Genomic DNA, 22,249 nt, shown 5'->3' on the forward strand with positions numbered 1-22,249 from the left:
GCACTAATTACGGTTACGGTGGACTTTGATCACATCCGGCATCACGCGGATTTTGCGCATGATATTCGCCAGATGGACGCGGTCGCGTGCGGTCAGGCGGATAAAGGCGCTGTAAACGCGGCCATCACGCTCTTCGGTATTCAGGCTCTGAATATTGGAACCGGCCGTATTAATGGCGGCCGTCAGGTTAGCCAGCGCGCCCTGATGGTTAAACATGTCGACCTTGATTTCCGCCACGAACTCCTGCTCGGTGACCTTATCCCACTCGACCGGCATGAATTTTTCGGGCTCTTTCTGGTAGCCGCGAATGTTCCGGCACGACTCATGGTGCACCACCAGCCCTTTACCGGGGCTGACATGGGCGACAATCGGGTCACCGGGAATGGGTCGGCAGCATTTGGCAAAGGTAATCAGTACGCCATCTGCACCTTTAATCGGCAGCTTACCGCGCTTGCTGCTGCTGATCGCCTTGCTGTCAGCCTGCAACAGATTCTTCGCCACCACCACGCTCATCGCATTGCCCAGACCGATTTCCGCCAGCAGGTCGTCAAGCGAGGTCAGCTTCATGCGATCCAGCTCCTGCCGGATATTTTCAGCCGGGATCTCCGCCAGTTTGCGGCTGCCGCCCAGCGCGTGGCTGAGCAGGCGACGACCCAGATTCACGGAGTCTTCGCGTTTGAGGTTTTTCAGCAACTGGCGGATCTTGGCGCGGGCTTTCGAGCTGACGACGAAGTTAAGCCAGGCGGCGTTAGGACGGGCGCCTGGCGCGGTGATAATCTCAATCGTCTGACCGCTGGTCAGGGGTTGCGACAGCGGATAGGGCTGACGGTCAACGCGAGCGCCGACACAGGCATGGCCGATATCGGTGTGCACCGCATAGGCGAAGTCCACCGGCGTGGCGCCGGTGGGCAGCTCCACGATGCGGCCTTCAGGCGTAAAGACGTAGATCTCATCCGGGAAGAGATCGGACTTTACGCTTTCGATAAATTCAAACGAACTGCCCGCACTCTGCTGCAGCTCCAGCAGGCTCTGCAGCCAGCGCTGAGCGCGAATCTGTGCGGTGGTGCCACTTTCGCCCGCCTGTTTGTATGCCCAGTGCGCGGCGACCCCCATTTCCGCCATCTGATCCATATCCTCGGTGCGGATCTGCACTTCCACCGGCACGCCGTGCGGGCCGATCATGGAGGTATGGAGCGATTGATAGCCGTTGGCTTTGGGGATGGCGATGTAATCTTTAACGCGGCCCGGACGCGGCTTGTAGAGGCTGTGCATCTGGCCCAGAACGCGATAGCAGGTATCCAGGTCTTTCACGATAACGCGAAAGGCATAGATATCCATGATCGAGTGAAAACGCTGCTCTTTCAGCGTCATTTTGCGGTAGATCGAGTAAAGATGCTTCTCACGACCGCTGACGCGGCAGGGGATGCCCGCTTCCTGCAGGCGGCCATCGATCTCAGAAAGAATCTTCTGGATCATTTCTTTACGATTACCGCGTGCGGCTTTCACCACCTCTTTAATCACCCGATACCGGTTAGGATAAAGGGCTTCGAAACCGAGCTCTTCCAGCTCCGTTTTAAGATGGTGAATACCCAGGCGATGCGCCAGCGGACTGTAAATCTCTAACGTTTCCAGCGCGATGCGGCGACGTTTGTCCGGGCGTAACGAACCCAGGGTGCGCATGTTGTGGGTGCGGTCAGCCAGCTTGATGAGAATGACGCGGATATCCTGCACCATCGCCATAATCATCTTGCGGAAGTTCTCTGCCTGCGCCTCTTTCTTGTCGCGGAATTTCAGCTTATCCAGCTTGGAAACGCCTTCGACCAGCTCCGCCACGCTTTTACCGAACAGCTGTTCCATGTCCTGATAAGTGGCAGGCGTGTCTTCGATCACGTCATGCAGCAGCGCGGCCATGAGGGTTTCATGGTCGAGCTTCATTTCCGCCAGAATACAGGCTACGGCAACCGGATGGGTGATATAGGGCTCACCGCTGGAGCGTGTCTGTCCCTCGTGGGCATCACGTGCGACAAGATAGGCTTGCTGGAGGCGCTTGATCTGCTCCTCTGGCAAGTATTTTTCAATCAGCTGATTGAGACTTTCAAACAGATACAAGGGCGACCTGCAGGTGGCTGTTAACGACGACCTTCAGCGATAGCGGTAACGGCCTGTAACTCAGCGGCTTCCTGCTCTTGCTGTTCCTGACGATCACGCACATCTAAAATCTGATTGGTGACCAGACCTTCTTCGATTTCGCGCAGGGCGATAACGGTCGGCTTATCGTTCTCTTCCGGAACCAGCGGATCTTTGCCGCCTACCTGCATCTGACGTGCACGACGTGCAGCGACCAACACCAGGTCAAAACGATTACCAACTTTTTCTACTGCGTCCTGAACGGTTACGCGTGCCATAGGTGTGCTACTCCACAGATGAAGAAATGACTGCGCATCATACTGAAACTGTATTCAGACTGCCAACAGTTTGCTGATTAAAGCATCGTGACGCGCCTTCTGGCGCGCCATACGCAGACGTTCTGCGCGAATAATGGTTTTCAGATCGGACAGCGCCAGATCGAAATCATCATTCACAATTAAATAGTCATATTCGGCGTAGTGACTCATTTCCGCTACGGCCTGAGCCATACGACGCGTGATCACCTCTTCGCTGTCCTGGCCACGACCGCGCAGACGGCGGTCGAGCTCTTCTTTAGAAGGCGGCAGAACGAAGATGCTGCGTGCGCCCGGCATTCTGGCGCGAATCTGCTGCGCGCCCTGCCAGTCGATATCCAGAAATACGTCAACGCCGGTTGCCAGCACCTGCTCAATCGCATGGCGCGAGGTTCCATAATAGTTGTCGAAAACCCGGGCATGTTCGAGGAAGGCATCTTCCGCGATCATCTGCTCAAATTCATGTTTCTCAACAAAAAAGTAATGTTCGCCATGGACTTCACCCGGACGCATACCGCGCGTCGTGTGCGAAACAGAGACCTGCGTGTCATACAACGGCTGGGTCTTTAACAGTGCCTGAATCAGGCTGGATTTACCTGCGCCGCTGGGTGCAGAAACAATATAGAGCGTGCCTTGAGCCATGGTTTTCTTGAATTGATTAAAAGCGGAGTCGATTTCCTGCCCAGTATACACAGCTTCCCGCTGCCACGCAGCGTTTGCGCAGCGGTAACAGCCAACTTTTGCGCATCTTCGCGCAATCCGCTGTCGCCACGCTGAAAATCTTACCGGTTTGCGTCGGTAGCCTTCGCGAAACCGAATATGGTCGCTGGCAGGTAATGAGGCCGGGGTGTGGAATACCCCAAAACCTCAGGAGAGCGAGCATGAAAAGAGTTAGCGGAGTGCTGCTGGCAACGCTTTTGTGGATCGTCACAGGGCCTGTGCAGAGCGCCCTGTGTCCGGTCTGGACCCCCATACGGGCGACAGAAGAGATGCGCCGACTGCAGCAGCAACTGCAACACTGGGATGATGCCTACTATCGGCAGGGCCAGAGTCCGGTTGTGGACGCGGATTATGATGCGCTGCAGCAGCGACTCAATCACTGGCAGCACTGCTTTAGTCCGCAGCAGCCCGCTTATGCGCCGCAGTTGCCGGACCAGGGCGAGCACCTGCATCCGGTGGCGCATACGGGTGTTAAAAAGGTGCGCGACCAACTGGCACTGGCTTACTGGATGCAGGACCGGCACGACCTCTGGGTGCAGCCGAAGATCGACGGCATCGCAGTATCACTGGTCTATCGTCACGGCAGGCTGGTATCGCTGCTGAGTCGTGGCGATGGGTTGCGCGGTGAAGAGTGGCTCTCTAAAGCCGCCGCCATCCCAGCTATTCCGCTGCAAATCGACACCGATCTTGAGAATGTGGTCCTTCAGGGTGAGCTCTTCCTGCTGATGACCGATCATCGGCAGGCGGTCGATGGCGGTAAGAATGCGCGCTCACAGGTGGCCGGAGCCATGATGAGTAAACAGCGTGTTCCCCTGCTGAAGTCGCTCGGCATTTTTATCTGGGCCTGGCCGGATGGCCCGGAGACGATGGCAGAACGCCTTCAGCAGCTCAGCCGCTGGGGATTTGGCCTGGCGGCCCGATGGAGTCACCGCGTGAAGGATGAAGAGGAGGTTGCCGCCTGGCGGGAACGCTGGTTTCATGCTGCGCTCCCCTTTGTCACTGATGGTGTCGTGGTCCATCAGAGCCAGCGCCCTGCGGGGCAACGCTGGCTGCCGGGCGAGGGAAGCTGGGCCGTTGCCTGGAAGTATCAGCCGCCCGAAGTCAGCACGGAAGTGCTCTCCGTCGATTTTCCGGTGGGCCGGACCGGAAAAATCGCGGCGGTGCTGAATCTGCAGCCGGTACAGCTGGATGACCGGACGGTCAGGCGGGTAAACATCGGATCGCTGCGGCGCTGGCAGGAGAGCGATATCGTCGCGGGGGATGTGATCACGCTGAGCCTGGCGGGTCAGGGCATTCCCCGGCTGGAACGGGTAATCTGGCGTGTAGCAGAGCGACACCCTCCTCACCCTCCTGAGGCATCACGTTACAGCCCGCTGAGCTGTTTTACCTTCAGTGCGACCTGTCAGAAGCAGCTGCTGGCGAAACTACGCTGGCTCAGCCAGAAAGGCGTACTGAATATTCCGGGCGTTGAGCGCGGGACCTGGCTGCGCCTGCTGGAAAGCGGCAGCATGACTCACCTGTTCGGCTGGCTGGTATTAACCCCGCAGCAGATTGCCGCAGCAACCGGATTGTCGCCGGAACGTGCCGGACAGCTCTGGCACCGTTTTAATCTCACCCGGCAGCAGCCGTTTCGTCGCTGGGTGGAGGCGTCAGGCGTTTCACTGCCGCGCAAGGCCCTGAATGCCCTGCCTGACCAGCAGTGGGAGAGCCTGATAGCGCGGGATGTGATGGCCTGGCAGACATTACCGGGTGTCGGCGCGGCGCTGGCAAATCGCCTGGTGGAGCAGTTTCATGATGCCCGGCTGCAGACGCTGATAACATTCCTGCAGCAGCAGGACATTCCCGCCAGCTCAGTGCTCGGGATGGGGATAGTTGAAAATCGGCAGACCCAGACGGAAGCGCAGCGCCAGTAAACGGGCGAAAAAGCCGAACAGCAGGGTAATGATGATCACCGCTTCATGCGCCAGCGAGGTTTTCAGCAGCAGGATGTAGATCCAGCCTGAGGCAAAAGCGATACCCGCGTAGATTTCCTTCTGAAACACCAGCGGAATACGGTTGCAGAACATATCCCGCAGTACGCCACCAAAGACGCCGGTGATCACTGCGCTTATGGCGGCAATAATCATGGCGTGGCCGGAATCCAGCGCAACCTGCGCGCCGATGATGGAAAAGACCACCAGACCCAGCGCATCCAGCACCAGAAAGACTTTACGCAGATGTGTCATCAGCGGTGCCAGAAAGGTAGTCACAACGGCGGCAGCCGCCACAATCATGATGTATTCGGGATGCTTCACCCAGCCCAGCGGATAGTGGCCCAGCAGGATATCGCGCACCGAACCGCCACCAATAGCGGTGACTGACGCAATGATAATGACGCCGAACAGATCCATTTTGCGGCGACCTGCGGCCAGCGCGCCGGTCATGGCCTCGGCGGTAATACCAATAATGTAGAGAACGGTCAGTAACATAGCAGACTCCGGTAAAACGGCGGCAACGCGACGGCATTGCCCGAGAGACGGCGACGGGGACTTTCTGGCGTCCGGCGTCCGGGATGAGCGCAGTTTATACCAGCCCGCCCCGGCGTCAGCATAGAAAGAGTTTTGCAGAACATCTGCGGCAGGGACAGGAGAGAACGGTGATGCCGGGCAGACGCATGCCTGACGTTTCAGTGACGGGGCTGGAAGCAGGACACAGCGACAACAGGTTCGCCTTCAGGCAGGCACTCATTCGGACAAAAGAGAGAAAGCGGGACAGCGGAGAAGAGTCAGAATCGAAAAGAGAGATGATGCAGCCGATAAAAAAGAAAAGGCGTGCTGGTTAACAGCACGCCAACGCATCGTTTCCGACGCTCAGAGCCCACCATACAGACTTATTTTATTATTTGTTTCGTGCACGAATTTTTAAAAATGCGTTCAGGCTGAAATGATATTCCGGCTGGAACCAGGAACGACCATAGTAGCAGTAAATCAGCATACGAATAGAGGCCATCGCCAGGTAACCCCAGATCGCACATAATACGGAGGGTGTCAGCCAGACGGTAAATAAGGTCACCGCAAGCCCGGCTAATACCGAAGAGGTTTCGGCAAACGCGATACGCGTATATTGTTTCTCACGCTGTAATATCGCACGATAATGCTGGCCCTGGGGAATGATAATAAACACCACGGAGACCATCTGCAGCATTAAGGCCAGTTCAGGCTGATGAAATAGCGAGGTCAGCAGATGACTGCCGGTAAATAAGAGTCCAAAAACCGCAACCCCCATCAACATATTACCCCAGTAGATTATAGAGAGGTCGTTGATCGAGAGCATACAGCGGCGGATGAGCTTGTTACAGAAGCCGCGATCGGCCAGCGCATCCACAGCCAGCAGGGCGATGACGGCAACTGCCAGCAGATTCAGTTCATTCGCCTGCAGAATCTGCGCCAGCAAGGAGAGTTGCAGGACGCCGATGCCAATAATTTTGATTGAAGAGAGCAGAGACCATTTTGCGCTATTAAGACTGCTTTCACGTATTGCCATCATATACTCGATAGAGCCCAGCGACTCTGTGAGAATTAAATAGTTGTGTTACGGCAAGCAGAATTTGCTGTGACACCGTTCTTTAGTGCAATTTTCCGGCCTGCGTTCTGAAAATTATTTCAGACCTGCCGTGTTATTATCGGTTTGAAAATAGTACCCGGATAAAAAGGTTCCCCGGTTAAGCGTCTGTGTCGTGTCATGGCGGCATTCTCCTTTACTGATGAGCATGCCGCCAGATCACGAATAAATCCTTTTGTCGTTTTATATTCTCCTGCCCGCATCCCTGCGGCATTCTCAGCATCCTTTTATTCAGATAACAAAAGAGAAGCTGAGCGGTCCATGACGTTTTCGTGCTTTATCATTATGGGTATTGCTGTGTGTGGAATGATTTATACATTGTTTTATTTAATTTAACACCATAAGAAAAGTCTGATTACGCTACCGCAGAAATAAATGGTTTCACTTTATGCATGATAAATATTAAATCCTCAGCACTGCGGAAATAAACAACGATTAATGATTAATGAATGCGCAACAGGCGAAAAGCGGGCGCGACAGGTAAAGAGGCCTGTAATCACGGGGGATCACCCTGCTGGCGGAAGAGATTACCAGGAATTTCCCTGGTAACAATGCTTAAGCCGCAGTGGTGGTCAATGCTTAACAGGGAGCAACAATCAGATGAGGGCGTAATGCTTTATCTGCAGAAATTTTTCTGTTTTTTTCATAAACGACCAGTGATAAATACAGGAAAAACTCCGTTCTAAGTGATTGATTTATTGGGTCAGCAGTTGATTGAGTTTTTCGAGATCCTTGCTAACCCATTCAATATCCTGCTTAAATTTCTCATCGGACGTAAATGGCTGGCGATAAATCGTCACCAGCACCTCAGCACCCTGTTCGTTAGCGATTACGCGCATCGGCACGTAGATCTCCTTTCCTGAACCGCCATCAATCCAGTGATCCATTACACCAAATGGATTGTGGGGCGAGAACCGCAGCTTCACACTGCCGAGCGGGCCCTTAGCACGCCAGCGATTTCCCTCCGGCTCCAGAGCACTCTGCGTCAGCCCTGACGCCCACTTTGGAAAAAAATCCGGCTTCCAGATGGTTTCATACAGATCTAACCAGTGACGGGGGATTGTCAGACTCAGCGTACGCGAGGAGAGCATATAACCTCCGGAGGATAAGCGAAAAAGGCATTAAAGCATGGCGGCAGGTTTGTTAAAACGTTGTAACAGCAGAACTGTGGGGTCAGCAGAGTTCTGTACAAACGGCAGACAGCAGAATAAGGCTGTCTGCCGCTGATTCAGATGAAATTGCCGCGCGCAGAAACCGGCTGCGCTTCGCTCTGACCGTCTGAATGACGCAGAACAAAGCCGTCCGACTGCGCCATCACGGCACAACTGTGATTGGGAAAGATGCGCAGCAGCGAACCGACGTCCGGGCGGCGATCCTGATAAAGCAGGAAACCGTGCTCCTCCGAGAGCTTCGTCACCTCATACGTGTGGCCGGCTTCATCCACGGCAATACCAAAACCGCTGGCATTGGTGCCGTGTGGGCCTTTGTCGGAACTCAGCATCTTCGATCCCGCATCCACAATCGCGAAGTGGTCGTTCACCGCTACGACGCGGGTGATGACGCTCATAGCCAGCTGGTCGACACGGCTTAAACCGAGTCGGCAGGCGGTGAGATCCAGGAGTGCATAGTTGCCGGGCCGGATTTCATCCAGGCAGGGCGCAATCTCTGCCGCCAGCGCGGTGGGTGTTGAGCCCACGGAGAGGGGGCAATCGGTAAATCCTGCCGCCTGCAGTTTTGCCTGAAGCCGCTGCATCAGGTGGGCCTCCTGACGGGCGATATCCGCAATCGCCGCGGCATGACCGGCACCATAAGCGTGACCGGCATGGGAAAGGAGTCCGGCAAAGCGTAACCCGTGATCCTTCAGCGCCTGAGCAATCACTATCGCCTCATCGGTGTCCGGGTTGACACCAATCCGATGCAATCCGACATCCACCTTAATCGCGACCGCCAGTTCGCACGCCGGTTGCTGCTGGCGGGCCTCAGCAATCGCCGCTACACCTTGAACGCTGTCCGCGATCAGGGTGAGCCTGACCTGATGCAGCACTGCCTGGCGCAGCAAATCGGCCACGCTCTGCGGCTGCACAATCGGGTAGGCCAGCAGCAGATCGCGCACGCCACCCAGAATAAACGTCACGCCTTCGCTGGGCTTAGAAACCGTAACGCCACGGGCACCCAGTGCAAGCTGGCGCTGCGCAATCCAGACGCTTTTATGCGTTTTGATATGCGGCCGCAACGCCACACCGGCCTCATTCGCTTTGCGCTGCATCTGCTGCAGGTTCTGATCCAGCCGCGCGGTGTCTACTTCAATATAGGGTGTAAGGCGATCATCAATCAGCGGGCGCTGCCACTGCTGTGCATCATTGATATCCATAAGATTGTCCGGCAATGACGAGGTAAGAGACACCATCATTCCCTAATTTGCGTGCTGATGCCAGCCGGGTAACGGGCAGAGAAGCGAAGCGTTCACGAGTGGCGATACCAACAGAAAAAAAGGGTGGCCGGAGGAAAGGGCGGCGGACAAAAACAAAAAAGCAGGCGCGGGGCCTGCTTTATGCGTTCACTCAGACGTAGAGCGATTGTTCACCCGGTGGCCGGGTTTTGAAACGGCGATGCAGCCAGAGATACTGTTCGGGCGCGCGCAGGATCTGATTTTCAATCACCTTATTCATATAAGCTGCCGCTGCGACCTCATCAGTATGAGGGTAATTTTCCAGCATCGCTTCGATGATCAGGTGGTAGCCATGATTGTCCGGATTGCGGATCAGCATAATCGGCACCATCGCAGGCTTCGCCAGGCGCGACAGGACAAATGTTCCGTTGGTGGTAGCGGCTTTCTCCACTGCAAACAGCGGCGCAAAGGTGCTGCCTTTCGGGCCGTAATCCTGGTCCGGCGCAAACCAGACCGACTCGCCCTGCTTCAGCGCATTGACCATGCCGCGCAGGTCGCGACGGTCGATCATCGCTTTGTTCGACCGCATCCGGCCCTTGGTCTGCACGTACTCCATTGCCTGATTGTTGTGCGGACGATACATTGCCATCATGGGCTGGCAGAGGCCGCTGATGCGCCCGCCCAGCTCCAGCGACATAAAATGCACACCAATCAGCATCACGCCGCGTTTTTCGTTCTGCGCCGCATAGAGATTGTCCATGCCGGTAACGTTAAACAGACGCCTGACCGCACGGTCAGACCAGAACCAGGCGATACCGGTTTCAGCCAGCGCCATGCCTAACGACGCAAAGTTACCGGCAATCATCGCTTCCGTTTTCTCTTCGCTGATACCGGGAAAACAGAGTTCAATGTTGCGACGGGTGATACGTTCGCGGCGCTGCATAAAATGACGGGAGATCTTACCCGCCCCGGCACCGAGACGCATAAGAACAGGATAGGGAAGCTGGACCAGAAGCCAGAGCACGCTCAGGCCAAACCAGGTAAACCAGTAACGCGGATGCAGCAGCGAACTGCTAAATTTTCCGGTGTTTTTCATTAACTACCTTCATGAGAGAAATGGACGTAACGCATAAAGAGCACTTCCATAGTCTCCAGGCGGTACAGCTGTACTGATTTCGACCGGCACTTTATCAAAAAGTGCCTTCAAAGAAAGGGAAACTCTGGAATCTACAGGATTGACCAGTTTCATGGAGCGATGTCGCCAGAAGGCATCACAAGGATGCAGACCAGAAAAAGCAGATAAATTTCAGCAGATTGAAGCAGGATTATCCGGAAGATAAAGCGTGTCAGATGAGACGCCAGGAAGAGTCCGGAAATGATTATTTATCTATCTTTACGTAAAAATGCGGCCCGTCAGGCGTGGGCGGGCTGCGATTTGCGAATGAATGTTAAAAGCCGATGCGGGAGCGATGAACGAAGCGTCATTGCTGACGCTTCGTTCAGGACGTGAGGCAGGGAGTTACTCGATATTCTGAATCTGCTCGCGCATCTGCTCAATCAGCACTTTCAGTTCGATCGCTGAGGCAGTGATATCGGCGTTGATCGATTTCGAGGCCAGGGTGTTCGACTCGCGATTGAACTCCTGCATCATGAAGTCGAGACGACGGCCAACGGCCTCTTTCTTCTTCAGGATGTTGTAGGTCTCTTTCACATGCGCGTCCAGACGATCCAGCTCTTCGGCGACGTCAACACGCTGCGCCATCATCACCAGTTCCTGCTCAAGGCGATTGTTTTCCAGCTGAACGTCCGCCTCTTCCAGTCTGGTGACCAGGCGCTCACGCTGCCATTTGATCACGTCAGGCATCTGCGCACGCACTTTGCTGACTTCCTGCGACACGCCTTCCAGACGCTGCTCGATCATCGCTTTCAGTGCGCTGCCTTCGCTTTCGCGCGCCGCAATGAAATCATTCAGCGCGTTATCCAGCGCCTGCAGCAGCTGCGTATTGATGGCGTCCAGATCCTGCTCCTGCGCGGACATCACACCCGGCCAGCGCAGAATATCCAGCGGATTGATGGCGCCTTCGTCGCTCTGCATTTTCACCCAGTTGGCCGCCTGCACCAGCTGTTTAGCCAGAGTCTCGTTCAGCATCAGTTCGCCCTGCGCACTGGGATCGGCGTCATAACGCAGATTGCACTCAATTTTACCGCGCGTCAGGCGCTGACGTATGCGCTCACGGATAACCGGTTCCAGCCCGCGAAACTGTTCCGGCAGACGGATATAGGTTTCCAGATAACGCTGGTTAACAGAGCGCAGCTCCCAGGCGGCGCTGCCCCATTCGCCTTTGGCTTCGCTGCGGGCATAAGCGGTCATACTGCGGATCATAAGCGGTACTCATTTGCGGAAAGATGGGTGAAGTATAGCGAGGCGAGCCACGGCATAACAGGCATAAGCGCCTCACAGGAAAATAACGAACCATTTCCGCTTTCCGCGGCAGCCACTTATGATGACCGCTGACCCCTTGTGAGGATAACTGATCTATGTCTCGCGTTATTGCCCTTCCTGTTGTGATGGCCCTGCTGCTGGCGGGCTGCCAGGCGCGCCACCACTCGCCACCTACGAAACCGCAACCTATCTGTGCGGGAGGCGACATGATGATGCAGACCACGCTGTGGTTTGGACTGAGTAAACCGGATGGTGGCAGGGTAAGTTCGCTCGACTGGATGAACTTTGTCGATAACGAGGTCACGCCGCGCTTCAGATCGGGGCTGTCGGTCTATGACGCCAGAGGGCAGTGGCTGGGCGAAAACGGCCAGCTGGCACGCGAAAACAGCAAAGCGTTAATGCTTATCCACGGGATCGATCCTGCCACCAGCCAGGCTATCGAGGCAATACGCAGCCTCTATAAGAAACGGTTTGGTCAGGAGTCGGTGATGCGGGTCGATGCGCCCGTGTGTGTCAGTTTCTGAGGGGAAAAGGGCGGCAGCGTCGCCGCCCGTTGAAAGGTCAGATAAACAGCCCGGCAAAAGCGGCAGAGAGCAGGCTGACCAGCGTAGAACCATACACCAGCTTCCAGCCAAAACGGGACACCACATTACCCTGTTTCTCATTCAGGCCTTTGATGGCGCCCGCAACGATGCCGATGGAGGCAAAGTTAGCAAAGGAGACCAGGAAGACCGACAGGATGCCCAGCCCGCGCGCGCTCATGCCTGCCGCCACTTTCTGCAGCTCAATCATCGCCACAAACTCATTGGCCACCAGCTTGGTCGCCATAATGCTGGCCGCCTGCAGGGCATCGGCTTTAGGGATCCCAACCAGCCAGGCCAGTGGATAGAACAGGTAGCCGAGCAGCTGCTGGAAACTGTAGCCGAACAGGGCGGCGAACAGCGCGTTAACGGCTGCGATCAGGGCAATAAAACCAATCAGCATAGCCAGAATGATCATCGCCACTTTGAAACCGGCCAAGATGTACTCACCCAGCATCTCAAAGAAACTCTGATCTTCATGCAGTTTTTCCAGCGCGATAGGCTGCTCATCCTGGCGGGTCATCGGGTTGATGATCGACAGGATAATAAAGGTGCTGAACATGTTAAGCAGCAGCGCCGCAACCACATATTTCGGTTCAATCATCGACATATACGCACCGACAATCGACAGCGACACGGTCGACATCGCGGTGGCCGCCATGGTGTAGAGGCGGCGTGGCGGAATGTCACCCAGAATCCCTTTGTAGGCGATGAAGTTCTCTGACTGACCCAGAATCAGCGTACTGACGGCGTTAAACGACTCCAGCCTGCCCATGCCGTTAATTTTCGACAGCAGGGTCCCGAAAAGACGGATCAGCAGTGGCAGGATACGCCAGTGCTGCAGGATACCGATCAGCGCCGAAATAAAGACAATCGGGCAGAGCACGCCGAGGAAAATAAAGGCCAGCCCCTGTTTGCTCATGCCGCCAAACACAAACTCAGTGCCCTGTGCGGCAAAGCCCAGCAGCGTTTCAAAGAAACCGGCGAATGAGCCGACCAGCGCCAGACCCCCGGCGGAGTGGAGGAAGAACCAGCCCAGGACTGCTTCCACCACAATCAGTTGAATAATAAAGCGCAGGCGAATCTGTTTACGGTCATGACTGACCAGCAGCGCAAGGGCGAAAATCACCACCAGCGCCAGCAGAAAATGAAGAATGGCGGCCATATGTGTTTTTTATCAGAGAGAAAGGAACGCGCATTTAGCCACAGCTGGCGGGGAATTTCATCTGATGGCTGCTCCGGACCGGCGCAAGAGACAGCGGGCAAGGAAGTCCGTATAATGCGCAGCCAATCATTAGCAAGCCGGAGATTACCCATGCGTCCAGCAGGCCGTAGCGCACAACAGGTGCGTCCAGTCACATTGACCCGCAATTACACCAAACACGCAGAGGGTTCCGTTCTGGTGGAGTTCGGCGAAACGAAAGTGCTTTGCACTGCCTCCGTAGACGAAGGGGTTCCGCGTTTCCTGAAAGGCCAGGGCCAGGGTTGGGTCACGGCCGAATATGGCATGCTGCCGCGCTCGACCCACAGCCGTATGGCGCGTGAAGCGGCAAAAGGTAAGCAGGGTGGCCGCACGCTGGAGATCCAGCGTCTGATCGCCCGTTCACTGCGCGCCGCCGTCGATCTGAAGGCGCTGGGTGAGTTCACCATTACGCTCGACTGCGACGTGATCCAGGCCGATGGCGGCACCCGCACCGCCTCCATCACCGGTGCCTGTGTGGCGCTGGCCGATGCGCTGAATAAGCTGGTTGCCAGCGGCAAGCTGAAAGCGAACCCGATGAAGGGGATGGTTGCGGCCATTTCCGTGGGCATCGTCAGGGGCGAAGCTCTGTGCGATCTGGAATACGTTGAAGATTCTGCTGCTGAAACCGACATGAACGTCGTGATGATGGAAGATGGCCGCATGATCGAGGTGCAGGGCACCGCAGAAGGTGAACCCTTCAGCCACGACGAACTGCTGACGCTGCTGGCACTGGCGCGCGGCGGCATTGAAGAGTTGATTCAGGCGCAGAAAGCGGCGCTGGAAAATTGATGTAACAGGCGACCACAGAGTCGCCTTTTCTTTATTTGAGGAGTGAGAAATGAAAGCCTGGCAGCGTCAGTTTATTGAATTCGCCCTGAACAAGCAGGTGCTGAAGTTCGGTGAGTTCACTTTGAAGTCCGGGCGTAAAAGCCCCTATTTCTTTAATGCCGGTCTGTTTAACAGCGGGCGGGATTTAGCGCTGCTGGGACGCTTCTACGCGCAGGCGCTGGTCGATGGCGCGGTCGATTTCGATCTGCTGTTCGGTCCGGCTTACAAAGGCATTCCGATTGCGACCACCACGGCGGTGGCGCTGGCGGATCATCATGACCGCGACGTGCCTTACTGCTTCAACCGCAAAGAAGCCAAAGATCACGGCGAAGGTGGTCTGCTGGTGGGCAGTCCACTGCAGGGCAAAGTGATGCTGGTGGATGACGTCATCACCGCCGGTACGGCGATCCGTGAGTCGATGGACATTATCGGCGCGCACAACGCCACGCTGGCCGGTGTGCTGGTGTCGCTGGATCGACAGGAGCGCGGACGCGGAGAGATGTCGGCGATTCAGGAAGTGGAACGCGATTACGGCTGCAAAGTGACCGCGATTATCACGCTGGCCGATCTGATTACCTGGCTGGAAGAGAAGCCGGAGATGGCCGATCACCTGGCGCAGGTGCGGGCTTATCAGAAGGCGTACGGGATTTAATCGAGGCGGGCGCGATGCCCGCCTTTTTTACTCTCAGGCCAGCTGAACGGCGATCAGCGGCCAGCGTGCCTCAAAGTCTGCGGTAGGGCTGAAGCGAAACTCAGAACGGACATAGCGCGACAGTAAACCTTCACAGAAAGCCAGCAGCTGACTGGCCAGCAGCGCCTCATCAGCCTGAAAAGCTTCACCTTCACGCATCTTCCGTTCACGCATGACCTGCCGAAGCTGCACTTCAATGCGCTCAAACAGCTGATTGATGCGGCCCTGCAGGCGGTCCTGCTCAAACATCAGCGCATGGCCGGTCAGAATGCGGGTCAGTCCTGGATTACGCTCACCAAATCCCAGTATCAACTGGACGATCAGACGCAGGCGCGTCATGGTCTCTTTTTCATCCTTGAGGATCAGATTGATGCGGGTAATCAGACTGTCTTCAATAAACTCAATCAGGCTATCGAACATCCGGGTCTTGCTGGGGAAGTGACGATAGAGCGCCGCTTCGGATACGCCTACCGTAGCCGCCAGTTTAGCGGTGGTAATGCGCTGACTGCCATCACCGGACTCCAGCATCTGCGCCAGTGCCTGCAAAATCTCTTCGCGACGATTCCGTTTCGCGACTTTTTTTTCTGCCATGACCTTAAAAACCCCTGAAATTTACCTAAAAACAGGCAACACCTACGCATCTGCCACAGGAACGCGTCCCATGGCGATGAGGAAAAATAACGGGCGTAAGTGAAAGTCGGTATTGCGGGTTACTGGCGACCTGAGTGGCCGAAGCCGCCTTCACCGCGCAGGCTGGCGTCGAAATCGTCTACCAGGTTAAATTCCGCCTGCACCACGGGCACGAAGACCAGTTGTGCCATGCGGTCGCCAGGCTGCAGCGAGAAGCTCTCCTGACCGCGATTCCAGACCGAGACCATCAGCTGTCCCTGATAATCGGAGTCGATCAGGCCCACCAGATTGCCTAGCACAATCCCATGTTTGTGGCCCAGACCTGAGCGCGGCAGGATCACCGCAGCCAGTTCAGGATCGGCGATATGAATCGCCAGGCCGGTCGGCACCAGCGTCGTGGTGCCTGGCGCGATAGTGAGAACCTCATCAATGCATGCGCGTAAATCTAACCCGGCAGAACCTGAGGTGGCGTAGGTCGGCAGGGGAAACTCTTTGCCGACACGCGGATCCAGGATTTTAACGTCTATTTTTTTCATCATAACGGCTGACAATCTCGTCTATTAATTGTTGGCCAAGGAGCGACTTATCGCTGAGCGGTAAGCGTTTTTCTCCATCCTGCCAAAAAAGGTGAAGAGCATTGGTATCGCTATTAAACCCCTGTCCGGTTTTAGCGACGTCGTTAGCGCAGATCAGATCCAGATTCTTGCGCACCCGTTTTTGCCGGGCGTATTCTTCCACATTCTGTGTTTCAGCCGCAAATCCGACAACGAATGGCCGCTTTTCCTGAAGGGCGGCGACGCCGGCAACAATATCGGGATTCTTTATCAGGTTCAGCGTGACGGTATCATCGCCGCCCTGTTTCTTGATTTTATCGGTCGCAATATCGACCGCCCGGTAGTCTGCCACGGCTGCGCTTGCAATGAAAATATGTTGTTTGTCTATCTCGCCCATCACGGCGGCCTGCATCTCCAGCGCGCTGGTGACATCAATGCGGCGCACGCCCGCTGGCGCAGGCAGGGTAACCGGGCCGCTGACCAGCGTCACCTGCGCGCCGCGTCTGGCGGCGGCGGCGGCTATCGCAAAGCCCATTTTGCCTGAGCTGTGATTGCTGATGTAGCGCACCGGATCCAGCGCCTCGCGGGTCGGACCGGCGGTGATCATAATGTTGAGATGTTGCAGATCGTTGACGGGTGCGGCCCACTGCACCGCATGGTCAACAATCGCCAGCGGATCAAGCATCCGGCCCGGCCCGACGTCGCCGCAGGCCTGGCTGCCGCTGTCCGGTCCCCAGATCAGCACGCCGCGCACCGCAAGACTCTGCAGATTCTGCTGTGTAACCGCCGCACGATACATCTGCTGATTCATCGCAGGCACCACCGCGACGGGGGAGGCCGTCGCCAGGACGGCAGTCGTCACCAGGTCGTTTGCCATACCGGCAGTGACCCGGGCAATCAGATCGGCAGTGGCTGGTGCCAGCACAATCAGGTCGGCCCATTTGGCCAGTTCGATATGACCCATCGCCGCTTCCGCAGCAGGATCAAGCAGATCGTCAAAGACCGGATAGCCGGACACGGCCTGCAGGCTGAGCGGCGTAATAAAGGCTTTCGCGCCCTCTGTCATCATCACGCGAACATCCGCGCCGCGGTCGCGCAGACGGCGCACCAGTTCAGGTGCTTTGTAAGCAGCGATCCCGCCGCTGACGCCAAGAAGAATTTTTTTGCCGGCTAATCCCATCATGATGTTGGCCTCACTAAGCTCTCAGCCGCTCGTGGCGGCGAATGCACGGACTTTATCACAAAAGCGTGGATACGCCTTTCCACAGGCTGCGTTTGCGAGCCGCCTCGTAGATCGTATCGCCACGCATAGCGGTTCGCATTCGGATGAGTCATGCTGATGCGTATCTCAGGGAGAGCAGATATGAAAATAAGCGGACCACGGGAAAAACTTCAGAAGCTGGGCGCGCATTCGCTCAGCGATACCGAACTCCTGGCTATTTTTCTCCGTACCGGATCGCCAGGGCAGAACGTCATTGCGCTGGCTGACCAGATGTTGCAGGATTTTGGCTCGCTTTATCAGCTTATGACGTCAGGCAAAACGGCCTTCAGCGGCATTAAAGGTGTCGGCGATGCCAAACTGGCGCAGCTGCATGCGATCGCCGAACTGGCGAAGCGCTTCTTCGCCAGCAAACTTGCCCGTGAAAGCGTGATGGAAAATCCGCAGATTACGCGGCAGTACCTGCAAAGTTTGTTAGCCGATCAGGAACGCGAGATCTTTATGACGCTGTTCCTGGATAATCAGCACCGGGTGCTGCGGGCACAGAATATGTTCTCGGGCTCCATCAACAGCGTCGAAGTTCACCCGCGCGAGATCGTCCGCGAAGCCCTGAAGCTTAATGCCGCCGCCCTGATCCTGGCGCATAATCATCCGTCGGGCGTAGCCGAACCGAGCCGGGCAGACCGTGAGGTGACCCATAAAATCAGCGAAGCCTGTCAGCTCCTTGATATCCGTCTGCTGGATCATCTGGTGATAGGTCATGGCGAATATGTCTCTTTCGCCGAGCGCGGATGGCTCTGATAGCGGGAATTTTCGCGCCAGGTGGCGGCTTTTTGCCCGATCATTCGGGATCTTTATCTGTTCGGGACTTGAGCACTTGGGCTGAGCGGCGTATACTACGCCACCTTTGAGAATCTCGGGTTTGGCGGTTAGGCCAGCTTAGCGGGTTCCATGGAACTCGCCTGGCGGGCTGCAAGCCTGACGAGGCGGCCAAAACCTAATTTTTAAAGCTCGAGCTGATTTGATTTTTGGAGAATAGACATGTCACGAGTCTGCCAGGTAACTGGAAAGCGTCCGGTGACCGGTAACAACCGTTCCCACGCAATGAACGCGACGAAACGCCGTTTCCTTCCGAACCTGCACTCACACCGTTTTTGGGTTGAGAGCGAGAAGCGCTTCGTTAGTCTGCGTGTATCTGTTAAAGGTATGCGTATTATTGATAAAAAGGGCATTGATACGGTATTAGCCGACATGCGTGCCCGTGGTGAGAAGTACTAAGGAACTGAATCATGGCTAAAGGTATTCGTGAGAAGATCAAGCTGGTTTCCTCTGCTGGTACAGGTCACTTCTATACCACCACGAAGAACAAGCGTACTAAACCAGAGAAGCTGGAACTGAAAAAGTTCGATCCGGTTGTACGTCAGCATGTGATCTACAAAGAAGCTAAAATTAAGTAATTTTAGTGTTCTGCTAAAAACCCGGCTCCGGCCGGGTTTTTTGTTTGTGTAAAACGCTGAGGAGAGGATATGCCAGAGTTGCCAGAGGTTGAAACCAGCCGCCGCGGTATCGAGCCGCATTTGGTCGGTGAAACTATCCTTCACGCCGTGGTGCGTAATTCACGTCTGCGCTGGCCTGTTTCGCAGGAAATTCTGGCGCTGAGCGATCAGCCGGTGCTCAGCGTGCAGCGCCGCGCAAAATATCTGCTGCTGGAGCTGCCGCATGGCTGGATTATCATCCACCTTGGCATGTCAGGCAGCCTGCGCGTGCTGTCTGAAGAGTTGCCTGCCGCAAAGCATGACCATGTTGATCTGGTTATGAGCAACGGCAAAGTGCTGCGCTACACCGATCCGCGCCGCTTCGGGGCCTGGCTCTGGAGCAGCGATCTGGCGGGCAGCAGCGTGCTGGCACATCTCGGCCCTGAGCCACTGAGCAGCCAGTTTGACGGGAATTACCTGTTTGAGAAGTCGCGCGGCAAGCGAACGCTGATCAAGCCGTGGCTGATGGACAACAAAGTGGTGGTGGGCGTGGGCAACATTTACGCCAGCGAGTCGCTGTTTACCGCCGGGATCCTTCCCGATCGTGCCGCCGGCAGCCTGTCGCAGGCCGAAGCGGAGCTGCTGGTCAACACCATTAAAGCGGTGCTGTTACGCTCCATCGAACAGGGCGGCACCACGCTGCGTGACTTCTTACAGAGCGATGGCAAGCCGGGCTATTTTGCGCAGCAGCTGCAGGTCTATGATCGGGCCGGTGAACCCTGCCGCGTCTGTGGCACACCCATTATCAGCGGCAGGCACGGGCAGCGCAGCACTTACTGGTGCCCACACTGTCAGCATTAAGCCAGTTTAGTCAGCAGGGCCTGATGAACGGCGGCGGGCAGGAAGGCGGTGACATCGCCGCCGTGACGCGCCACCTCTTTGACCAGCGACGACGAGACAAACGAGAAGCCTTCGGACGGCATCAGGAAAACACTCTCCAGCGTCGGCAGCAGATGACGATTCATCTGCGCCAGCTGCATTTCATATTCAAAGTCTGACACCGCACGCAGCCCCCGCACCAGCACATTAGCCTGCTGCTCACGGGCAAAATTCGCCATCAGATCGCTGAAGCCGACGACGTTGACGTTGGGCAGATGGCGCACGACCTCGCGGGCCAGCGCCACGCGCTCATCCAGACTGAACATCGGTTTTTTACCGGGACTGGCAGCAACGGCCAGGATCACCTGATCAAACATCAGCGCGGCGCGCGTCACGATGTCGAGGTGTCCAAGCGTAACGGGATCAAAGGTGCCGGGATAGATGGCTTTTGTGGTCATACTCGCCCTTTTGCCGAAGCATGATTCAGCGCCCAGAGGGCTGAATATTTATTGAAGGTATACTGCGCGTTGACCACCGCCAGAAGCCAGCCCTGCTTTCCGTCGAGAAAACCGGCACGCAGCACCAGCGTTTTCACAAATGCACCCAGCGTATGGCTGAACACGGAAAAGAGGCTGCATCCTTTACCACGCTGATGGCGTTCCGTTGCCCAGGCTTCGGCATAGGCCAGCTGCTTGCGCTGGAAAGCGACCAGATCGCGGCAGGTCAGATGCTGCAGGTCACCGGGCAACGCCACGACCGGTGCGCCCTCGCTCTGCAGCGATTCATGCACCAGATTGTCATTGTAGCGGAAGGTACGCGGATAGAGCCGCAGCACGCGGTCAGGATACCAGCCGCTGTGCCGCATAAAGCGTCCGAGAAACAGATTGCTGCGGCCCAGGCTGTAAATCGTCCGGCCGGGCGGCGCAGCCAGCACCTGCTCAATCGCAGCACGCAGTTCCGGTGAGACGCGCTCATCCGCATCGATCATCAGAATCATATCGCCGGTGGCATAGTGCTGCGCGCGCTGGCGCTGGATGCCGTAGCCCTGCCAGTCATCATTCCGGTAGACCTGTGCGCCTGCCCGGGCCGCGATATCAGTGCTGCCGTCATCACTGCCGGAGTCCAGCACGACAATTTCATCGGCCCAGCTGACCGAGGCCAGGCAGTCAGGCAGCAGCCCGGCTTCATTTTTGGTGATCATCACCACGGAGAGACGCTGGCGTACGGACATTAGTGGGCTCGCGGTGGCAGATGGGGTTCGAGTAACTGTAGCAGGCGCTGAAGCGCGCCCTGATTCTGATGCAGCACCTCTACCGCGTGACGTCCGTAATAGCGGCGATAATCGTCATCCTGCAACAGATTAGTGACCTCTTTTTCCAGCGACACCACGTCGGTAACGGTGATCAGCCCCTGGCCCTCCTGCAGCTTGCCGCAGATATCTTTGAAGTTCCAGATGTGCGGGCCCATCAGCACCGGAAGGGCATGTGCGGCCGGTTCCAGCGGGTTATGTCCGCCCCGTTCCACCAGGCTGCCGCCGACAAAGGCCAGATCCGCAATGCCGTACAGCAGCATCAGTTCACCCATTGAGTCACCGATAACTACCTGGGTTGCACCTGACGGGATCTCGCCGCTGCTGCGCAGAATAAAGCTGAAGCCGCGTTCCTGCGTCAGTTCGCGCGCATCATCAAAGCGTTCGGGATGGCGGGGAACCAGAATCAGCAGCAGATCCGGGAATGTCTGCAACAGGCGGCGATGCGCATCCAGCACGATAGCCTCTTCGCCTTCATGCGTGCTGGTGGCAATCCAGACCGGACGGCGTGGCGCCCACTGGCGCCGCAGCGTTACGGCGCGGGCGGCCAGCTCTGGCGTGACGGAAATATCAAACTTCAGGCTGCCGGTAATCGCCAGCTGGGACCGTTTCAGCCCCAGCCCCAGGAAGCGGTCGCCATCTTCGGCGTTCTGTGCGGCGATCAGCGTGATGCTCTGCAGCAGCCGGCGCATAAATTTGCCCAGCTTGCGATAGCCTTTGGCCGAGCGGGCGGAGAGGCGGGCGTTGGCGATCACCAGCGGAATATTACGCTGGTGCAGTATGCGGATGATGTTCGGCCACAGCTCGGTTTCCATAATGATCACCAGCCTGGGGTTGACCGTATCCAGAAAACGATTGATCGACCCCGGCAGATCGTAGGGCAGATAAACATGGTGAACATCTTTGCCAAACGCGGATTGTGCCCGCTCGGAGCCGGTCGGCGTCATGGTGGTGACGGTAATCGGCAGGGTCGGATAACGATGACGCAGCGCGCGCACCAGCGGAATCGCGGCCAGGGTTTCCCCCACAGAGACCGAGTGCAGCACGATGCCGTCGGGCGCGACTTTGCCGGTGCAATAGCCATAGCGTTCTGCCCAGCGTTTGCGATAGGCCGGCGCTTTACGACCGCGCAGCCACAGGCGCAGCCAGATCAGTGGCTGAATTAAGTAGAGCAGTGCGGTGTAAATGGTCGTCATAGTTACCGTTACAGCAGGTTCGCGTCTGAAAAAAGATTAAAATCGGATGGC

The 22,249-nt window shown here is 56.5% G+C and carries 24 protein-coding genes; 8 read left to right on the forward strand and 16 right to left on the reverse strand.

Features of this window, described 5'->3' with window-relative positions:
* Positions 1 to 3 precede the first annotated feature (3 nt).
* The 3 genes from spoT to gmk are packed head-to-tail and all read right to left on the reverse strand — an operon-like array spanning position 4 to position 3,083.
* The gene (spoT, locus tag ACNY69_RS19825; protein ID WP_111141263.1) at positions 4 to 2,109 is read right to left on the reverse strand and encodes a bifunctional GTP diphosphokinase/guanosine-3',5'-bis pyrophosphate 3'-pyrophosphohydrolase; all 2,106 of its coding nucleotides are present in this window, start codon (positions 2,107 to 2,109) and stop codon (positions 4 to 6) included.
* A 20-nt stretch (positions 2,110 to 2,129) separates the two neighbouring features.
* Positions 2,130 to 2,405, reverse strand: a complete 276-nt coding sequence (gene rpoZ / locus ACNY69_RS19830) for a DNA-directed RNA polymerase subunit omega (protein ID WP_003851346.1) — start codon at positions 2,403 to 2,405, stop codon at positions 2,130 to 2,132.
* A 54-nt stretch (positions 2,406 to 2,459) separates the two neighbouring features.
* A complete protein-coding gene (gene gmk, locus ACNY69_RS19835; protein WP_111141262.1) occupies positions 2,460 to 3,083 on the reverse strand; it encodes a guanylate kinase in 624 nt (207 codons plus the stop codon).
* 239 nt (positions 3,084 to 3,322) lie between these two features.
* Here gmk and ligB point away from each other — a divergent pair, with 239 nt between their 5' ends.
* Positions 3,323 to 5,074, forward strand: coding sequence for an NAD-dependent DNA ligase LigB (gene ligB, locus ACNY69_RS19840; protein ID WP_293770562.1), 1,752 nt, complete (start codon positions 3,323 to 3,325; stop codon positions 5,072 to 5,074).
* Here ligB and ACNY69_RS19845 read toward each other — a convergent pair.
* The 6 genes from ACNY69_RS19845 to ACNY69_RS19870 form a co-directional block, all read right to left on the reverse strand.
* Positions 5,012 to 5,629, reverse strand: a complete 618-nt coding sequence (locus ACNY69_RS19845; protein ID WP_111141260.1) for a trimeric intracellular cation channel family protein — start codon at positions 5,627 to 5,629, stop codon at positions 5,012 to 5,014. The two genes, ligB and ACNY69_RS19845, sit on opposite strands and share 63 nt — an antisense overlap.
* Before the next feature lie 409 nt (positions 5,630 to 6,038).
* Entirely contained in the window at positions 6,039 to 6,683 is a 645-nt protein-coding gene (locus ACNY69_RS19850; RefSeq protein ID WP_418799828.1) for an oligosaccharide flippase family protein, read from the reverse strand.
* Positions 6,684 to 7,456: 773 nt separating this feature from the next.
* A complete protein-coding gene (locus tag ACNY69_RS19855; RefSeq protein WP_111141258.1) occupies positions 7,457 to 7,852 on the reverse strand; it encodes a polyketide cyclase in 396 nt (131 codons plus the stop codon).
* Between the two features lie 137 nt (positions 7,853 to 7,989).
* The gene (locus ACNY69_RS19860; protein WP_418799753.1) at positions 7,990 to 9,132 is read right to left on the reverse strand and encodes an alanine racemase; all 1,143 of its coding nucleotides are present in this window, start codon (positions 9,130 to 9,132) and stop codon (positions 7,990 to 7,992) included.
* 190 nt (positions 9,133 to 9,322) lie between these two features.
* Positions 9,323 to 10,246, reverse strand: coding sequence for a kdo(2)-lipid IV(A) palmitoleoyltransferase (gene lpxP / locus ACNY69_RS19865; protein WP_111141256.1), 924 nt, complete (start codon positions 10,244 to 10,246; stop codon positions 9,323 to 9,325).
* 423 nt (positions 10,247 to 10,669) lie between these two features.
* A complete protein-coding gene (locus tag ACNY69_RS19870) occupies positions 10,670 to 11,533 on the reverse strand; it encodes a YicC/YloC family endoribonuclease (RefSeq protein ID WP_111141469.1) in 864 nt (287 codons plus the stop codon).
* A gap of 155 nt (positions 11,534 to 11,688) precedes the next feature.
* Here ACNY69_RS19870 and ACNY69_RS19875 point away from each other — a divergent pair, with 155 nt between their 5' ends.
* Positions 11,689 to 12,117 (forward strand): DUF3574 domain-containing protein, encoded by a 429-nt coding sequence (locus ACNY69_RS19875; protein WP_418799757.1) that lies wholly within the window; start codon positions 11,689 to 11,691, stop codon positions 12,115 to 12,117.
* Positions 12,118 to 12,154: 37 nt separating this feature from the next.
* Here the strand turns inward: ACNY69_RS19875 and ACNY69_RS19880 are convergent, their stop codons facing one another.
* The gene (locus ACNY69_RS19880; protein ID WP_111141471.1) at positions 12,155 to 13,339 is read right to left on the reverse strand and encodes a NupC/NupG family nucleoside CNT transporter; all 1,185 of its coding nucleotides are present in this window, start codon (positions 13,337 to 13,339) and stop codon (positions 12,155 to 12,157) included.
* A 150-nt stretch (positions 13,340 to 13,489) separates the two neighbouring features.
* Here ACNY69_RS19880 and rph point away from each other — a divergent pair, with 150 nt between their 5' ends.
* Complete coding sequence (gene rph, locus ACNY69_RS19885; RefSeq protein WP_111141472.1) at positions 13,490 to 14,206, forward strand: ribonuclease PH; 717 nt, start codon at positions 13,490 to 13,492, stop codon at positions 14,204 to 14,206.
* 49 nt (positions 14,207 to 14,255) lie between these two features.
* Positions 14,256 to 14,897 carry an orotate phosphoribosyltransferase gene (pyrE, locus tag ACNY69_RS19890; protein ID WP_111141473.1) on the forward strand — a complete coding sequence of 214 codons (642 nt, stop codon included), beginning with the start codon at positions 14,256 to 14,258 and terminating at the stop codon, positions 14,895 to 14,897.
* 33 nt (positions 14,898 to 14,930) lie between these two features.
* Here the strand turns inward: pyrE and slmA are convergent, their stop codons facing one another.
* From slmA to coaBC, 3 genes are all read right to left on the reverse strand, one after another.
* Positions 14,931 to 15,527: a nucleoid occlusion factor SlmA gene (slmA, locus tag ACNY69_RS19895; RefSeq protein WP_313655808.1), complete on the reverse strand. Its 597-nt coding sequence runs from the start codon at positions 15,525 to 15,527 to the stop codon at positions 14,931 to 14,933.
* A 119-nt stretch (positions 15,528 to 15,646) separates the two neighbouring features.
* Positions 15,647 to 16,105: a dUTP diphosphatase gene (dut, locus tag ACNY69_RS19900; RefSeq protein ID WP_146240874.1), complete on the reverse strand. Its 459-nt coding sequence runs from the start codon at positions 16,103 to 16,105 to the stop codon at positions 15,647 to 15,649.
* Positions 16,083 to 17,303: a bifunctional phosphopantothenoylcysteine decarboxylase/phosphopantothenate--cysteine ligase CoaBC gene (coaBC, locus tag ACNY69_RS19905; protein WP_418799762.1), complete on the reverse strand. Its 1,221-nt coding sequence runs from the start codon at positions 17,301 to 17,303 to the stop codon at positions 16,083 to 16,085. The genes dut and coaBC overlap by 23 nt, the downstream gene beginning before the upstream one ends.
* A 180-nt stretch (positions 17,304 to 17,483) precedes the next feature.
* Here coaBC and radC point away from each other — a divergent pair, with 180 nt between their 5' ends.
* The 4 genes from radC (at position 17,484) to mutM (ending at position 19,675) form a co-directional block, all read left to right on the forward strand.
* Positions 17,484 to 18,140 (forward strand): RadC family protein, encoded by a 657-nt coding sequence (gene radC, locus ACNY69_RS19910; RefSeq protein WP_111141477.1) that lies wholly within the window; start codon positions 17,484 to 17,486, stop codon positions 18,138 to 18,140.
* 240 nt (positions 18,141 to 18,380) lie between these two features.
* The gene (rpmB, locus tag ACNY69_RS19915; RefSeq protein WP_111141478.1) at positions 18,381 to 18,617 is read left to right on the forward strand and encodes a 50S ribosomal protein L28; all 237 of its coding nucleotides are present in this window, start codon (positions 18,381 to 18,383) and stop codon (positions 18,615 to 18,617) included.
* Between the two features lie 11 nt (positions 18,618 to 18,628).
* Positions 18,629 to 18,796 (forward strand): 50S ribosomal protein L33, encoded by a 168-nt coding sequence (gene rpmG / locus ACNY69_RS19920; RefSeq protein ID WP_001051798.1) that lies wholly within the window; start codon positions 18,629 to 18,631, stop codon positions 18,794 to 18,796.
* A gap of 69 nt (positions 18,797 to 18,865) precedes the next feature.
* Complete coding sequence (mutM, locus tag ACNY69_RS19925) at positions 18,866 to 19,675, forward strand: bifunctional DNA-formamidopyrimidine glycosylase/DNA-(apurinic or apyrimidinic site) lyase (RefSeq protein ID WP_418799772.1); 810 nt, start codon at positions 18,866 to 18,868, stop codon at positions 19,673 to 19,675.
* On the opposite strand, the gene coaD is transcribed toward mutM, so the two are convergent.
* Genes coaD through waaA form a run of 3 tightly spaced genes read right to left on the reverse strand, consistent with a single transcriptional unit; the run spans position 19,672 to position 22,198 of the window.
* Complete coding sequence (gene coaD, locus ACNY69_RS19930; RefSeq protein WP_418799775.1) at positions 19,672 to 20,151, reverse strand: pantetheine-phosphate adenylyltransferase; 480 nt, start codon at positions 20,149 to 20,151, stop codon at positions 19,672 to 19,674. The two genes, mutM and coaD, sit on opposite strands and share 4 nt — an antisense overlap.
* Positions 20,148 to 20,924, reverse strand: coding sequence for a glycosyltransferase family 2 protein (locus ACNY69_RS19935; protein ID WP_418799778.1), 777 nt, complete (start codon positions 20,922 to 20,924; stop codon positions 20,148 to 20,150). The genes coaD and ACNY69_RS19935 overlap by 4 nt, the downstream gene beginning before the upstream one ends.
* A complete protein-coding gene (gene waaA, locus ACNY69_RS19940) occupies positions 20,924 to 22,198 on the reverse strand; it encodes a lipid IV(A) 3-deoxy-D-manno-octulosonic acid transferase (protein ID WP_418799781.1) in 1,275 nt (424 codons plus the stop codon). The genes ACNY69_RS19935 and waaA overlap by 1 nt, the downstream gene beginning before the upstream one ends.
* Between the last annotated feature and the right edge of the window lie 51 nt (positions 22,199 to 22,249).

It is taken from the genome of Pantoea graminicola (genome assembly GCF_048452665.1).
Lineage (GTDB): Bacteria > Pseudomonadota > Gammaproteobacteria > Enterobacterales > Enterobacteriaceae > Pantoea.

Excerpts from the sequence above, each read along its gene's own strand:
- gmk (WP_111141262.1), bottom strand. The coding sequence starts at position 3,083 with ATGGCTCAAGGCACGCTCTATATTGTTTCTGCACCCAGCGGCGCAGGT.
- waaA (WP_418799781.1), bottom strand. The coding sequence starts at position 22,198 with ATGACGACCATTTACACCGCACTGCTCTACTTAATTCAGCCACTGATC.
- coaD (WP_418799775.1), bottom strand. The coding sequence starts at position 20,151 with ATGACCACAAAAGCCATCTATCCCGGCACCTTTGATCCCGTTACGCTT.
- mutM (WP_418799772.1), top strand. The coding sequence starts at position 18,866 with ATGCCAGAGTTGCCAGAGGTTGAAACCAGCCGCCGCGGTATCGAGCCG.
- rph (WP_111141472.1), top strand. The coding sequence starts at position 13,490 with ATGCGTCCAGCAGGCCGTAGCGCACAACAGGTGCGTCCAGTCACATTG.
- ACNY69_RS19935 (WP_418799778.1), bottom strand. The coding sequence starts at position 20,924 with ATGTCCGTACGCCAGCGTCTCTCCGTGGTGATGATCACCAAAAATGAA.
- rpoZ (WP_003851346.1), bottom strand. The coding sequence starts at position 2,405 with ATGGCACGCGTAACCGTTCAGGACGCAGTAGAAAAAGTTGGTAATCGT.
- rpmB (WP_111141478.1), top strand. The coding sequence starts at position 18,381 with ATGTCACGAGTCTGCCAGGTAACTGGAAAGCGTCCGGTGACCGGTAAC.
- dut (WP_146240874.1), bottom strand. The coding sequence starts at position 16,105 with ATGATGAAAAAAATAGACGTTAAAATCCTGGATCCGCGTGTCGGCAAA.
- radC (WP_111141477.1), top strand. The coding sequence starts at position 17,484 with ATGAAAATAAGCGGACCACGGGAAAAACTTCAGAAGCTGGGCGCGCAT.
- ACNY69_RS19850 (WP_418799828.1), bottom strand. The coding sequence starts at position 6,683 with ATGGCAATACGTGAAAGCAGTCTTAATAGCGCAAAATGGTCTCTGCTC.
- slmA (WP_313655808.1), bottom strand. The coding sequence starts at position 15,527 with ATGGCAGAAAAAAAAGTCGCGAAACGGAATCGTCGCGAAGAGATTTTG.
- ACNY69_RS19880 (WP_111141471.1), bottom strand. The coding sequence starts at position 13,339 with ATGGCCGCCATTCTTCATTTTCTGCTGGCGCTGGTGGTGATTTTCGCC.
- coaBC (WP_418799762.1), bottom strand. The coding sequence starts at position 17,303 with ATGATGGGATTAGCCGGCAAAAAAATTCTTCTTGGCGTCAGCGGCGGG.
- ACNY69_RS19875 (WP_418799757.1), top strand. The coding sequence starts at position 11,689 with ATGTCTCGCGTTATTGCCCTTCCTGTTGTGATGGCCCTGCTGCTGGCG.
- rpmG (WP_001051798.1), top strand. The coding sequence starts at position 18,629 with ATGGCTAAAGGTATTCGTGAGAAGATCAAGCTGGTTTCCTCTGCTGGT.
- lpxP (WP_111141256.1), bottom strand. The coding sequence starts at position 10,246 with ATGAAAAACACCGGAAAATTTAGCAGTTCGCTGCTGCATCCGCGTTAC.
- ACNY69_RS19855 (WP_111141258.1), bottom strand. The coding sequence starts at position 7,852 with ATGCTCTCCTCGCGTACGCTGAGTCTGACAATCCCCCGTCACTGGTTA.
- ACNY69_RS19860 (WP_418799753.1), bottom strand. The coding sequence starts at position 9,132 with ATGGATATCAATGATGCACAGCAGTGGCAGCGCCCGCTGATTGATGAT.
- ligB (WP_293770562.1), top strand. The coding sequence starts at position 3,323 with ATGAAAAGAGTTAGCGGAGTGCTGCTGGCAACGCTTTTGTGGATCGTC.
- ACNY69_RS19870 (WP_111141469.1), bottom strand. The coding sequence starts at position 11,533 with ATGATCCGCAGTATGACCGCTTATGCCCGCAGCGAAGCCAAAGGCGAA.
- ACNY69_RS19845 (WP_111141260.1), bottom strand. The coding sequence starts at position 5,629 with ATGTTACTGACCGTTCTCTACATTATTGGTATTACCGCCGAGGCCATG.
- pyrE (WP_111141473.1), top strand. The coding sequence starts at position 14,256 with ATGAAAGCCTGGCAGCGTCAGTTTATTGAATTCGCCCTGAACAAGCAG.